The 13,787-nt window shown below is 46.4% G+C and carries 14 protein-coding genes and 2 pseudogenes; 15 read left to right on the forward strand and 1 reads right to left on the reverse strand.

Annotated features, from left to right (window positions below; genetic code table 11):
• The 15 genes and pseudogenes from ACIDITHRIX25_RS81590 to ACIDITHRIX25_RS81655 all read left to right on the forward strand — a co-directional run.
• Positions 1-385, forward strand: a 385-nt coding sequence (locus ACIDITHRIX25_RS81590; protein WP_213333469.1) for a hypothetical protein, incomplete at its 5' end; no start/stop codon positions are given.
• Positions 382-1,071, forward strand: a complete 690-nt coding sequence (locus ACIDITHRIX25_RS81595; protein ID WP_201731806.1) for a GGDEF domain-containing protein — start codon at positions 382-384, stop codon at positions 1,069-1,071. The genes ACIDITHRIX25_RS81590 and ACIDITHRIX25_RS81595, both read left to right, overlap by 4 nt.
• Positions 1,044-1,861, forward strand: a pseudogene (locus tag ACIDITHRIX25_RS81600) (EAL domain-containing protein). The gene ACIDITHRIX25_RS81595 and the pseudogene ACIDITHRIX25_RS81600 overlap by 28 nt, the downstream one beginning before the upstream one ends.
• 89 nt (positions 1,862-1,950) lie before the next feature.
• Positions 1,951-2,142, forward strand: coding sequence for a hypothetical protein (locus ACIDITHRIX25_RS81605; RefSeq protein ID WP_201731808.1), 192 nt, complete (start codon positions 1,951-1,953; stop codon positions 2,140-2,142).
• A gap of 259 nt (positions 2,143-2,401) precedes the next feature.
• A complete protein-coding gene (locus ACIDITHRIX25_RS81610; protein ID WP_201731809.1) occupies positions 2,402-3,427 on the forward strand; it encodes an IS630 family transposase in 1,026 nt (341 codons plus the stop codon).
• A 280-nt stretch (positions 3,428-3,707) separates the two neighbouring features.
• Positions 3,708-4,273: pseudogene (locus ACIDITHRIX25_RS81615) on the forward strand (IS607 family transposase).
• Positions 4,270-4,440 carry a hypothetical protein gene (locus ACIDITHRIX25_RS81620; protein ID WP_201731810.1) on the forward strand — a complete coding sequence of 57 codons (171 nt, stop codon included), beginning with the start codon at positions 4,270-4,272 and terminating at the stop codon, positions 4,438-4,440. The pseudogene ACIDITHRIX25_RS81615 and the gene ACIDITHRIX25_RS81620 overlap by 4 nt, the downstream one beginning before the upstream one ends.
• A 23-nt stretch (positions 4,441-4,463) precedes the next feature.
• Positions 4,464-4,952: a lactonase family protein gene (locus tag ACIDITHRIX25_RS81625; protein WP_201731811.1), complete on the forward strand. Its 489-nt coding sequence runs from the start codon at positions 4,464-4,466 to the stop codon at positions 4,950-4,952.
• A 151-nt stretch (positions 4,953-5,103) separates the two neighbouring features.
• Positions 5,104-7,284 carry an IS1634 family transposase gene (locus ACIDITHRIX25_RS81630; RefSeq protein ID WP_201731812.1) on the forward strand — a complete coding sequence of 727 codons (2,181 nt, stop codon included), beginning with the start codon at positions 5,104-5,106 and terminating at the stop codon, positions 7,282-7,284.
• 100 nt (positions 7,285-7,384) lie between these two features.
• A complete protein-coding gene (locus ACIDITHRIX25_RS81635) occupies positions 7,385-8,098 on the forward strand; it encodes a hypothetical protein (RefSeq protein WP_201731813.1) in 714 nt (237 codons plus the stop codon).
• Positions 8,099-8,546: 448 nt separating this feature from the next.
• Positions 8,547-8,897 (forward strand): hypothetical protein, encoded by a 351-nt coding sequence (locus ACIDITHRIX25_RS81640; protein WP_201731814.1) that lies wholly within the window; start codon positions 8,547-8,549, stop codon positions 8,895-8,897.
• Positions 8,894-9,535 carry an ATP-binding protein gene (locus ACIDITHRIX25_RS81645; RefSeq protein ID WP_201731815.1) on the forward strand — a complete coding sequence of 214 codons (642 nt, stop codon included), beginning with the start codon at positions 8,894-8,896 and terminating at the stop codon, positions 9,533-9,535. Before ACIDITHRIX25_RS81640 ends, ACIDITHRIX25_RS81645 begins: the two co-directional genes overlap by 4 nt.
• Before the next feature lie 22 nt (positions 9,536-9,557).
• Entirely contained in the window at positions 9,558-9,653 is a 96-nt protein-coding gene (locus ACIDITHRIX25_RS000000104315; RefSeq protein WP_407071681.1) for an ATPase, read from the forward strand.
• Between the two features lie 288 nt (positions 9,654-9,941).
• A complete protein-coding gene (locus ACIDITHRIX25_RS81650; RefSeq protein WP_201731816.1) occupies positions 9,942-10,274 on the forward strand; it encodes a hypothetical protein in 333 nt (110 codons plus the stop codon).
• Positions 10,275-11,479: 1,205 nt separating this feature from the next.
• Positions 11,480-12,760 carry an ATP-binding protein gene (locus ACIDITHRIX25_RS81655; protein WP_201731817.1) on the forward strand — a complete coding sequence of 427 codons (1,281 nt, stop codon included), beginning with the start codon at positions 11,480-11,482 and terminating at the stop codon, positions 12,758-12,760.
• Between the two features lie 620 nt (positions 12,761-13,380).
• Here the strand turns inward: ACIDITHRIX25_RS81655 and ACIDITHRIX25_RS81660 are convergent.
• Positions 13,381-13,764: a hypothetical protein gene (locus tag ACIDITHRIX25_RS81660; RefSeq protein WP_201731818.1), complete on the reverse strand. Its 384-nt coding sequence runs from the start codon at positions 13,762-13,764 to the stop codon at positions 13,381-13,383.
• Between the last annotated feature and the right edge of the window lie 23 nt (positions 13,765-13,787).

Genomic DNA, 13,787 nt, shown 5'->3' on the forward strand with positions numbered 1-13,787 from the left:
TGAGACTTTGCTCGAAAGTGCAGGAGTGCTTGTTTCTGCGCTGACCGAGGAAGAGTTGTTGGACCCACTCTGCAAAGCGCTTGTCTCCAAGGGAGTTTTTAGCACCGGAATCTTTCTAAAGAGGGATAGGAAGTTGCGAACCCTAAGAACCGTGGCAGCCAGTGGAATCGCAGTGGATGAATTTGATCGGTTGTTAGTCGCGTTTGAGTTAGAAAAAAAGAGATCAGTTTTGGCCAAGTTGGCCTTCGGGGATTCGGTTCAAGTCTGCGATCGTAACCATAGGGATGTCGATCTGGCCCATTGGCATAAGCTTCTGCACTCAAATGGATGGATTTCGGCGGTAGCCGCTCCTGTTCGGCGGACGGTCGCGCATTTGGAGTCTTGATTGTTACCTCTAATCAGCTTGAGGCTCTATCTGACTCCGTTGTACAGATGATAAAGACGGTAGCGATGATGATTGAGCATGGATTTGGTGAGATCGATCTCAAAGTGAGTCTCAACCAAGAGCGATCCCGTCTGAGCACCTTAGCTAGTATGGACTTTTTGACTGGTATCGGCAATCGAGCTGCTTTTGAGTACCAATGCGCGATTGCGCTTGAAAATAGAAAAGATGAGATTATTGCCATTGGAATTTTGGATCTTGATGGCTTTAAGGATTTGAATGACTCTTTTGGCCATCAGGCTGGGGATCGATATCTAAAAGTCTTGAGTCAGAAGATTTTGGAAGCATCTCGCAGTAGCGAAATCGTTGCTCGTTTGGGTGGTGATGAGTTTGGCTTTTGCCTTCGAATCCAAGATGTAAGCGAGATTTCAAGTTTTGTAGATCGAATTAGTGACTTGATCCGTGATAGCACGTTTGAACTGAGCGTTACGGGTAGCTTTGGATGGGCTTTTGCACCTTTGGATGACGCTTCTTTCGACTCCCTCTTAGCTAAAGCAGACGAAGCTCTATATGCAGCCAAATCAGGAGGTGGAGATCAATTTAAGTTCTATGGTGGTGAAGTCGCTCGTAGCGTAGGTGTGCGAACTCAGTTCGTGAAAAGTTGCCTGATGCGATTGAAAAAGGTGTAGTTAGCTTCAAATATCAACCTAAGGTCCAAATTTCTACGGGAGATGTTTGTGGGTTAGAGATGCTACTTCGCTGGGGAAGCTTTGAGACCTCGGTAGTCATTGGAGAGCTTAAAAACAATCCCGTTTTAGCTCGAAGTGTTGGCAGGTATCTGATCAAAAGAGCCAGATCCGCGCGAGAGATCTTGGATCGTCAAGGGCTAGAGGCAGTGGATCTCTCGTTGAATTTTTCACCGTCGCACTTTCTTGGTTCGGACTTTGAGAATGACTTAGAGCCCCTATCTTCCAGGAGCAGATCCTTCGTAATCGAGATAACTGAAGATGTAGCAATTGAGGATTTTGAAGAAGCTCGTCTTAGAATCTCAGCACTTAAGGGCAGTGGATTTAGGATCTCCATGGACGATTTGGCAGTGGATTTACCTCTCTTTCTTCGATTGCTAAGTTGACTGTGGATGAGATTAAGATAGACAGGTCTTTCCTCTTAGAGGCTGATAATGATCCAAATACCTATGCTGTATTTAGCTCTTTATTGATGCTTGGGCGACTCGCGAACGCAAGGGTCGTTTTAGAAGGAATTGAAAGCCGAGCCCAAGAAGAACTCTGGGTGACCCTTGGCGGTAAGTTTGCTCAAGGATATCTATATGGTAGACCAAGAGACCTTGGCGAAAGCATTTCGATTATACGAAATCAACCAATAAAACCCAATTTGGATGTGGCTTTACCAGTGGAAGACTTTGAGCTGATAGGCCACTTCTTGCACTTCAGCACTTTCATACCAATAGTCGATTCCTAAGTTCCACAGATGCCTCATGTGGGCTAGGGGATTGGTTCGATCGACGTTTTGAAAAATGGGGGCTCCTCGATGAGTTCAATAGTGCAAATATGGCACATGGTCGACTTCATATCTACCTTCAAGATGCAAAGTCAAATCTTTCAAGGGCGTATATAGACGAACTGGAAGGCGAAGTTCGCGATAGGATCGTATTACTTGCTCGAGCAATAAAGGCAATCTCGGCAAACAGACAGGCTAAAGCTCATCAATTGTCTCTATCGTCTAAATTATTAATGGGATAGCGATTAAATTATTAATTGCGAGACTATCACTTCAGTCGCCTGTTTCTATATCGAATAGGGCTCGTGCGCTAGACGTCTAACTCCCCTCTATGTCAAAGTAAGGCTATTTGTTTTAACTATTTGGTTGCCGTGGCATCGTCGTTTCTTTGTGTCTTGTTTGAATTTTCTTGGGTTTGGCTCTCATCTATTCGCATAACACTCTGAAATGCTCCAATGAGCCCTTTTAATTTCTTGTAAAGTGTGTTAATCTTCTCATGACATGCTTACACCCGAGGAACTCGCCACTATTGAAGCATTCATGGCGAAGACTGAAAACATCGACGAATATAAGCGGGCGCTGGCAGTTCTCACCCTTGAAGATGGGAGTCCCCTCAACAGGACAGGCCTCTCTGTCAAGCATGTACAGCGAATTCGACGGTCATTCCGCAGCATTGGCACTGAGGCATTCAAGGACAAGCGCCATAACAACGCTCCGGTACTTCTCTCAAAGTCTCAAAGAGATGAAGTGGCAATCATGCTCACGACTACAACTCCCAATGACCACGGCTATAGCAGTTCCCCGTTTTGGTCAACACGGATCCTGGCTACAGTACTCAAGCGCAGATACGGTGTTCTCTATGCCTCTAGGACTAGCTATTACGTTCTGTTTCGGGAAAGTAAGTTCAGCTTCCATCTGCCGGGCAAACAGTACGAGAAGGCTGATCCACAAGCGGTAGCTGAATGGAAAGACGAGCAGCAAGAACGTCTGAAAGAGGCATTCTCTGATCCAGATACGGTGATTCTCTGTGAAGACGAGATGGTTCTCACTCAGGCGACAACTACTCAGAAAGTGTGGATACCGAAAGGAACCACACCAGCTGTAATTGAGACCAATGGAACCAGAATGAACCGGAGCATCTATGGGTTTTTGAACCTCAAGACAGGCAAGGAGCATGCATTTGCAACAGAGCGCCAGACTATGCATGAAACAGCGGCCATACTGCTGGCGATCCGCAAGATCTACCCAAGAGAGAAGATTCTGCTTATATGGGATGGGGCAGGATGGCACAGAGGGAGCGTCGCTCAAGAGGCAATTAGGGAGCATCACATCGAAGCAGTCCATTTCCCTCCGTATTCTCCGCAACTCAATCCCCAGGAACACGTTTGGAAGCAAGGGCGCTCTGCTGTAACCCACAATCGCTTCATTCCCAAGATTGAACCAGTCACAAAGGAATTAGTCGACTATCTCAACACGACGACATTCCCATACTCTTTGCTTGATTTCAAGGAGCAAGTCAGAGTGTGAGCTCTATAGTGTCTCTTTTGGTAATTTCCTTGTAGTATGCGGAATTAATGATTTGTGCCTTTGTTTTACCTTATGAGCGATAGAGCTCGATAAGAAAAGGACATAGGAATAAGCTCCGACCAATTGGATTAGTAATCGATGAGAATGATCGCAAATACCTTGAATCGGTGATTAGAAAGACTACCGCACCTGCAAATCAGGTATTTCGAGCAAAGATTGCCTTGATGTGTGGTGACGGGGTTGTAACAGTTGGCACAAAGATGTTCTATAACGATATGTAATGAACTTACGTGAGTGGGCACTGTCCCAAGGTATACATCCTCAAACGGCATATAAGTGGTATCGTGCCGGTACTCTGCCTGTCCCTGCGCTAAAGTAGGGCAACCCATATTGGTGGGAGATCTAGAGTCTCAACCGTCCGTATCTAAGTCTGCCGTCATATATGCACGAGTGTCTTCTGTAGATCAAAAATCAGACCTAGATCCTCAGGTTGCCAGAGTTCTTACCTGGGCTACAGAGCAGGGGTACTCAACAGATCGCGTAGTCACAGAAGTTGGTTCGGCCCTTCGCAGACATAGGCGAAAGTTTCTGTCGTTACTTAAAGACCCCACTGTAGACACAATTTTGCTACAGCACAGAGACCGCTTCTGCCGGTTTGGAGCTGAATATATAGAGGCTGCACTTGAGGCTCAGTCCAGGAAATTGGTTGTGGTAGACCCAGCCGAGGTAGATGACGATCTAGTGCGCGACGTCACGGAACTGCTCACGTCTCTCTGTGTCCGCCTCTACGGTCGCAGTTCGGCTACTAACAAAGCTCAGCCTGCTATTGATGCGGTGTGCTCATGATCGCAGTAATGCGGACAAAAGCACAGGCTCAGAAAGTGTCCGAACTAACTGTGTGTAAAGTTCTTCTTGACGAAGGTAACCCAACAAGGAAAGTATCGCTCACCGGAGATTTCGAGCAATACCGAGATGCACTAGAGTCAGTCAGCGTACTATTTGCAGCTATGTGACGATACCGGCGAGAAGGTTCACTTTGATCGTTGCCGCATCTCCTGACGGCAAGGTGCTGTACGTAGTCACCAGTGGCCCTAATGGATATGAGATCGAGACAATTAGCTTGACCTCGAATCCTCCCACGATTTCCAACACTACCAATCTTCCTAGCGGAACTCCAACCGACATCGCAATATCTCCAGACGGTAGTCATCTCGGGGTAACTTTGAATACCTCCGCTTCGCAAAACGTATCCACGGGTGAAGTGGCGATCTATCAGGTCAATCGAGATGTGATTCAGTCTTCAACTGCGCCAGCAATAATCCCAATTGCTACCACAATTCCAAATTCTCTGGCAATGAGTAACTCCTCAGTCTTCGTAACACCGAGTGCCATCACCACCAAAAATAACAAGAGCTTTTACAACTTTTCGAGTTTCGATATAGCAAGTGGTAACGCCAACTACACAACTGCCCTAACCCATCTTTCGCAGAATTCCCGAAAAATCGCCCCAATTGGCCCCTTTTGAGTTGATTTTTGAGGATTTTCGGCTTGGGTGATTTATAGATTTCCTGGTAGATGGGTATTAGGTCTTTTTGGGTCGCGAATGTAGTGTCCTAATTTTTGAGTAGTTTTGATTATGACTTGCATTAGCTCTGACATGGTGCTATTGTCTTGTTGTGTTTATCCGTGAAACTCCAACAGTTAATAAAAAGACCGGCGTTAGCTACAGTAAGTACCAACTCGTTGAGTCCTACCGCTGTGAAAAAGGTCCCCGTCAACGTATAGTAATGACCTTGACCGAACTGGACCTGGATAAGTCATTGTGGCCAGCTCTGGCCAATGCAATTGCCCAGAGACTCTCTGGAGTAACCTCACTCTTTGAATCAGATCCTATTATTGCCAGATACGTCGATCTAGCAATCACTAAGTATGCAATTCGTTCCGAAGTTGCAGCCGCTAAAGAAACAAGAGCTACTGAGGCTGACCTTGAGATGGTGGATCTCTCTAGTGCTAAGACTATCAATAGTAGAAGTATCGGTCCAGAACTCATAGGAAACTCGTTCTATGAAGCTCTTAGCTTCGATAAGATCCTAGAGAGTGCAGGTCTATCGGGTGAATCCCTTGGTATTGCCAAGGCAACGATAATAGCTCGTCTTATTCATCCTGGATCTGATCGAAAGACGTATTCGTATATCAACTCCAACTCTTCATTACCTGAGATATGTGGTATCGATCTCTCTAAGTTTCACAAGGATAAGGTCTATGCAATTGCAGATAAGCTCTATGACGCTAAAGGCGTCATAGAGCCAGCACTCTATAGAGCTAGCTCTGATCTCTTTAGGACGAATACCAGGCTCTTTCTCTTTGATCTAACTAACACCTACTTCGAAGGTTCTACTAGGGGGAACTCCCTAGCTAAACATGGACATTCCAAAGAGAAGCGTTTTGATTGCACATTAGTTTCTCTGGCACTACTTGTTGATCACAGGGGACTACCCATCTACTCAGAGATACATGAGGGCAATACCTCTGAGCCTAGAACTCTCATTAGCGTACTTGATGCCTTGGAGTCTCTATCGGATGGATCTCTCTTTGGGGATGTTGTTCCTACCATTGTGATGGATAGGGGAATTGCTACCAAGGCAAACCTAGAACTTCTTATTAAGCGCAATCTCAACTACGTAGTAATTGAGAGAGCTAACAAAAAGAGTCTCTATCGAAGCCATTTCATGGAGATGGAAGGCTTCACCGAGATCTACGATGCCCAAGGATCCCCAGTACTGGTGAAAAAGCTCCAAGTGGAACCACAAAAGCCACAAGGACAAGTGAAAACACAAGTACAAGGACAAGTGCAAACGCTAGAAGAAGACACCGGCACTGACGACAATAACAGTTACACCACCTCCGGCAACACTAGCAACAGTATCAGCAACAGCAGCAACGACACCAAAATCATCAAGAGCGACAGTAGCACCGACACTGACGAATATATCCGTAATGGTGCCACCGGCAACAATATCAGCGACAGCACCGACACTGATACTAACGCCACCTCCATCTCCTCCTCTTCCTCTTCCACCTCCATCTCCTCCTCTTCCTCCAACAACAACACCACAACCGTGGTGTTGTGTCGTTCTTTGGGGAGATCCAAGAAGGAATCAGCGATCTCTAGTCAAGCTAACGAGAGATTCTTAGTAGATATCACTTCGTTGAATACCTCAATCACAAAGGGTTCTATATCTAAGACCACAGTTGTCTCAGAGCGTATCGGACGCATCAAGGCCAAGTACCCAAGTATTGCTTCCAAATACGAGATATCCCTTGAATATCATCAAGACCATGGCAAGATCATCAAAAAGAGACGCTTTGACAAAGTAATCAATCTCACTATTACAGAAAAACCCACTAAAGCCAAAGATGATAATCTCCAAGGAGCCTACGTCATAGACACCAGCCATAGCGAGCTAGATGCAGGTGAGATCTGGAATATCTATACGACTCTCACTAAAGTAGAAGATGCCTTTAGATCCCTCAAGAGTGATCTTGGACTTCGACCGGTCTATCATCAACTAGCTAGCCGAACTGCTGCTCACCTCTTCATCTCAGTACTTGCCTATCACCTCCTTAGTGCTATTGAGCTGACCTTGAGGCAAAATAACGATAAGAGAAGATGGTCAACCATTAAAGAGCAACTCAACAGTCACCGCCGAGCCACCATAGTTCTTACATCAGATAAAGGCGTTGTCTATCACATCCGCACTAGTGGTGTTTCTGAGCCGGTTCACAAAGAGATCTACCGTCTCTTAGGAGTTAGTGATCCCCTTAAACGGATAAAGACCATTGCGACGCATTTGTAGTGTCCCAACGTAAGACCACATACTCAACTAGCTGGGAGAATAGGTTGATTTTCGGAAAGATGGGCTAACCAATGCTGGCGATCAACCGATTTGGATCACTTTGAGTCCAGACGGATCAACATTGCAGATGACGGTAAATGGCAATGGTCCGAGTTACGTAGCAGTACGTTCTGCGTCTTCAGGGTCAACGATCAAAGATGTTCCTATTACCCCAGCGTATAGTTTGCAGGGGATTGCCTACGCTCCAGATGGAAGTGCGACCTACTCGGCTGAGATCCAGCAAGTCGGTACAGACAGCGTTGCGGATGTCGACCCTTATAATTACATAACATCGGTATCGTTAGATAATATTGGTCCAGGTGTTGGCACTTCGATTGACCCGACCTGCTTGGCTGTTGGTGTGCCTTTAGCACCGGCGCCGGTGACGCCTGCTACGGTCGCACCGACGATAACTTCTCCAACTACTACTGCACCAACTACTACTTCTCCAACTACTACTTCTCCAACTACTACTGCACCAACTACTACTGCACCAACTACTACTTCTCCAACTACTACTTCTCCAACTACTACTTTGCCGGTAACAACGACTATTGTACCGACGTCGGTCTCGCAACCGTCGTCGTCTCCGACTACCGTCGCTGCTCAGCCTTCGTCCACGACTCAGTCGTCCGTGATCGTACCGGCGGTCCATACAGGTAAACCCTGGAGCTCCAATCTGTGGTGGCTGTTAGTCGCGACTGTGGGTCTTGCAGGTCTTGTTCTTTTGCGTTCCGGAAGCAATCGCCAATTGGGTGACACTGAACAAAGTTGACGGTTTGAAGTAAGTCATTCTCATCGCGTGTAGTGCGGAATGACGAATTTGTAGATGCGTAAATAAACAGAGGCTACGAGGGCGGTTCGCTCACTTAGCCTCTGTTTTATTGATCGCTAAGAATCGTCCTTTTTGCAGAAACGGATTGTCGATGAAATTGAAGAATCGGGGCTGTCAATGTTTGACTTGATTTTCTGGCACACAAAGTGTGCATGGTCTTCACGGCTTATGCAAAGGTAAAATGGTCGCGAGCTGGGTCAATCCCCGGGCTTTCCTCTGATGAGCGGAGGCGCAAGTTACGTAATCTACTTAATCTGTAGTAGCGAACGGTTACAGTTGAATCCCCATATCAGCATCGTCGATGGATCTGCTACGAAAGTAAAGTTGGGCCGCTTCACTCTGTAAGCGCAACGAGCTCGGTAAGTTTCTCCGTAGGTTTGAGAATGCCTTGGGTCTTGCGCGAAAGATCTTCCATGCCATCTTGGATGTGTTTTCGATCTGCGCTGGATTGCTAGGGAGGGTCGGTGCTTTTTGGCATGTCTTGACGAGTGAGGGCATTGGAGTTTTAGTTCGACACTCGGTGCTACGGGGAATGTGGGTCGTAAAAGCGGCAATAGTAGCTGGTATCAATTGCGCACTTGAGATGAATAGTCCGAAGGCTTCCTATGTTGAGATCAAAGCTCGAGAATATCTAGAGCCAAAAGAAACTGTTCCTCTTTCTAAATGTCCAGAGGTTACCAACGAGTTGGTAGACCTTGGTCAATATGAGCAACTCCTAATGGGCCAGGTGGCCTCATGAGCCAAGAGTCCGAACTTCTAGATATAGCTAATTACGCGAAAGCTCTACGCCTGCCTGCAATTGGTGCCAACTTCGCCGATATCTTGGCCCAAGCCAAAAGAGATGGTTGGAGTCATCTGCGATTTATCACCGAGCTTTTATCTCTAGAGCTGACCGAACGCGAGGCCCGACGATGCCAACGTCTTTTAATAGAGGCAAAGATACCTCGTACTAAATTACTAGGTGAGTTCAACTTGGCAGATTCCTCTATAACTACAGAGACTCTAGAGTTTCTCGTAAGAGGAGACTTCTGTGACGTTGCTACCTCGGTTGTTCTAGTTGGTGGACCAGGGACTGGTAAGACCCATCTCTTGATTGGAACACTTGTCTCCCTGACAGCAAAAGGAAAGAAAGTGCGCTACACCAACGCTGCCACTTTAGTAAATGAACTCCATGAAGCACAAGATGACCATAGATTGTCCAAGGTCATTGAAAGGTATCAGCGCCTTGATGTCCTTGGGATTGATGAGCTTGGGTACCTTCAACTCGATAGACGCGGTGCCGAACTACTCTTTCAGGTAATCACAGAGAGAGAAGAGCAATCCTCGTTGATGGTTGCTACCAATCTTCCGTTCTCTCAAATGGAATGGTATTTTTAGCGATCCAAGACTTGCTGGTGCAGTGGTTGATCGAATCACCTTCAACTCCAAGATCATCGAAACTGGATCTTCGTCTTTTCGTCTTCGCTCAGCAATAGCGACAAAGCAGAAGAAGTAGCACTCAATAGCTCCAAATAAACCTTGAGAGGCAACTCTTGTCAATGGTCTTTTGTGAACGTCAAGCTAACGGCTAAGAAGATGCACATGGGTAACCATACCCGTGCATCTTCTTCGGCCTTAGTGAACAACTCTCAAATGCCACCTCCATTGCCACCTCCATGGCCGTAGTGGGTTGTTATTTAGTCAATCTCAATCTGGATGAATGCAGATGGCCACCAACAGGGGTCGGCAATTACTTGGGGTGATCACTTGGGACCCAATTACAACTATCAATAAGGAGACGTAAGTGGAAGACAAAATCCCGTTAGGCAACGCTATGGCAATGCCAGCGTGTCGTTACTGTGGGAATGCAATTAGTTCAACTAGGCCAAGAATCTACTGTAGCGACAGATGTCGAGTAAATGCATGGAAGCTACGAAATAGAAACAAAGTTACCGTAGCAGAATTGCCAAAGGGTAATAAGAGAAAAGATTGCACTGTCTATGAATGCCCACAGTGCGAAACAAGATATCTAGGAGTCCAAAGATGCGATGACTGTGGCTTGTTCTGTAAGAAGGTGGAAGGTGGCGGACTCTGTCCTTCTTGTGATCAAGTAGTTGCCTTCATTGATCTCATTTGAGGATAAGGCTAAATAGTAAAACTGTACTGACCCATAGATTCAGCACATAGTGGGCCACACGAGCTCATCTGTCATCGATTATCAAGACAACCTTTGCAAGTTCAGCTATGGAGCAGATAAATTCAATTTTGCTTAGATGGGTAGAGACTATCCAATTGGAGAGTTCGAAAGGAGCGTCAAACAGCTGAATCTAACCGAAATTTGGAAATTCAAAAGGGATCTCTAAATACCAACCAAATCTCTCATGGCGCGTTGTTATAGTTGAAAGTTGAGTGGGGCCATTAACTCAAACGTGCTGGGGCCAATTCAGTCAAGCGTTTCCACAGTTTTGTTGTATCGGCCGATACCCCTCCGTGCCAACGTAAATTGGATACGGGATGGCGACACCTCTAAAGTTGCAAAATGTACTTGGTGGCTTTGAGGTCTTCGTTGAGGTAACTCTCGTTTCGGTTATACTTCCATGGCAAATTCGTTCCCTGGTAAAGAGGACATTGTGCTGCACTCTTTAAAGCAAGCTTACGACTTGGATAACGCCCTCCAGTAAGAGGGTGTCGTGCAGACTGACAGCCATTTTGCGGAGCTTCTTTTGAATCCCGCTCTACGAAATAGGGCTTTGATTAGCTGATCGAAGATGCGCAGTTCTAGAGATTGAAGTGGTTACTTGGATGTGTCGCCATTGAAGATTTAAAAACGGCCGTTGGTTTGAATTTGACTATCGATAGTGGTTCGGAGATGTCGTTGGTTGACGTCGTGCTTGCAACCCATGAATTGACGGCGGATTAGACGTAATTTCAAGGTTTCGGTTTTTCCCTTTGATAATCGTCTGCGCCTTTCCAATGTTTATCATCTCGCGTTTTGGTAGTTAACCCCCTTCGCGTTTTGGTAGTTAACCCCCTTCGCGTTTTGGTAGTTAACCCCCTTCGCGTTTTGGTAGTTAACCCCCTTCGCGTTTTGGTAGTTAACCCCCTTCGCGTTTTGGTAGTTAACCCCCTTCGCGTTTTGGTAGTTAACCCCCTTCGCGTTTTGGTAGTTAACCCCCTTCGCGTTTTGGTAGTTAACCCCCTTCGCGTTTTGGTAGTTAACCTCCTTCGCGTTTTGGTAGTTAACCCCCTTCGCGTTTTGGTAGTTAACCCCCTTCGCGTTTTGGTAGTTAACCCCCTTCGCGTTTTGGTAGTTAACCCCCTTCGCTGCACTATAATAATGGTGTGAGTGAAAGCTATCGTTCTCTTTTTAATCGTCGAATCTATAAAGTCGCTTTAGATCGCATGGAAGACGAGCCCGTCATCTTCTTACATGGACCTCGTTCGGTTGGTAAATCCACATTACTTCTTCAACTTGCAGATAATTTGAGCGTGGCTGTTATTGACTTAGATGATCCTGTAGTTCGAGATGCGGTAAAGGCAGGTCCGGTAAATGCGATGAATGACTCCACGCCGATCCTTTTGGATGAGTACCAGTATGTGCCCGAAGTATTAGATGCCATCAAAGCGCGACTCAACAGGGAGGGATCGCTACCCGGAACCGCGGTAATGACCGGGTCCACACGCTTTGATACTTTGCCACGTACGGCGCAGGCGCTTACTGGCAGATTGCACCTATTGAATATTTGGCCTCTTTCGCAAGGTGAGATATGGGGTTCGGAAGAGAATTTGATTCTAAAGTTGTTGGACGATCCGGAAAATACAGTGGCTTCATTGCCAAGATCAGACTCAACCAGACAGGAATATGTTGCCAGGATCATTACGGGTGGTTTTCCAATGGCGATCTCGCGGTCGTCAAACGTATCTCGAAATCGGTGGTTCGATGACTATTTAATGCAATCGATTGAACGTGATTCGGTGGAACTTGTTCGAATTCGTCAACGTCAAATATTACAAAGGCTCTTTTCTACGGTGGCCTCCCAAACTGCACAGATTCTAAATGTTAGCAAGGTGGGCGCGGGGTTGGAGATTGACAGGAAGACTTTAGAAAGCTATCTTCGGCTTCTCGAAGACCTCTATCTCATCGTACGTTTACCTGCGTGGGGTAAGACGCTCAGGACAAGAGCAAATTCCAAACCAAAGATTCATGTAGTAGATTCTGGTTTAGCGGCCCGGGTTTTGAGGTTGTCTTTAGAGCGCGTTTTAAGTTTTGACGCAACGGCAATTACCGTGCTTGGTAACGTTTTAGAGACTTTTGTCGTCGGAGAGCTGCGTAAGCAGATCTCTTGGCTTGACGAGAAAGTTCTTTGCGGTCATTGGCGCACTTCGGCCGATGATGAGGTTGATTTTGTTATCGAATTCGATGATGGATCCGTTATCGCTTTTGAGATAAAGGCAGGAGAGCGCATTACGGGAGCCGAATTCAGAGGACTACGTAAACTTAGGGACGCGCTAGGGAAGCGTTTTATTGCGGGGGTAGCTTTCACTATGGGATCAAGGTCTTACAACTATGAAGACCGGCTTTACGTGATGCCTCTCGATCGACTCTGGCGCACAGTCCCGTAAAGCGTCCTACCTTGTACTTAGGCCTTTGGAGTTTCGATGCTCGATCCCGATAGGTAATTGAGTTGGTTAGGTTGACTCAGTTGCGTGAAGATGACGAGCAGTCCCCCTGGAATATTGTTTCCTCGAGATTTGGTGTCCCGCCATATCGGGCAGTCTGGTGTCTCTTCAGTGGGCACTAAAAGTAGTAACGAGTCATCGATGGATCGATCTATTTTGCCTTGACAGTGTGTCAAATGACGATGGTGTTAATAGAACTGATCTTTTGGCTCGTCTCTCAATTGGCGGGATTGCAAGTAAGTAAAGAAGCGAGATTTGACGTTTGCCTAAGAGCCTTGACCAATTTGCTTGACGAATAGCTATTTCAGTAAATAGCGATTATAAATTTTCAATGACCAAGCTTAATTAGGGTTGATTCTCAATTAATCCCAAGTTAGGGCCGTGATCATGGTCACATGGCAATAGCGATCAATGAGATTATAACTTTCGCACGCAGAAGAAAAATAACCGTAGAGGCGACCTAGCGGTAGTAATCTTCGCTGTTTTTGCGATATTCGTACTTGTGACATCCCATAAGTACCTAGTGTCGGAGCCTGCCAAGGAAGTTGTCACTTTCGCACAATCTAAGCTACCTCCCTTTGGCCCCCTTTTGATTCATCTCCCACCGAACTATTCGTAGGAATAATTGGTACCTCTGATACTGGATCCCAGTCTCTGCATTTGCCCGAGATCCACCGTCCTGGTTTGGATTTGCGAGCTCCCTCGTAGAGCTCGCGCCGTCTATTTAGTAGCTCGATATGCTCTCCACTGTGTGCCTGTTGTGGGGTTACGAACTTGATACCAGAGTGCTGGTGATCGAATTTGGAGTGGATCCATCGACACTCTTCGCTAATTTCAAGAGGAGAGGTGCTATATAGCTGTGACCCCGCAAACGCTAGCGGAAAGGCAATATCTGGAGCGATCTCTCTCCACCAGGACTGTTGATCCGCTTCAATTGAGTTCAGCACAGTAAACCACCCCTTCAATCCGG

The sequence above is a fragment of the Acidithrix sp. C25 genome (assembly GCF_904848545.2).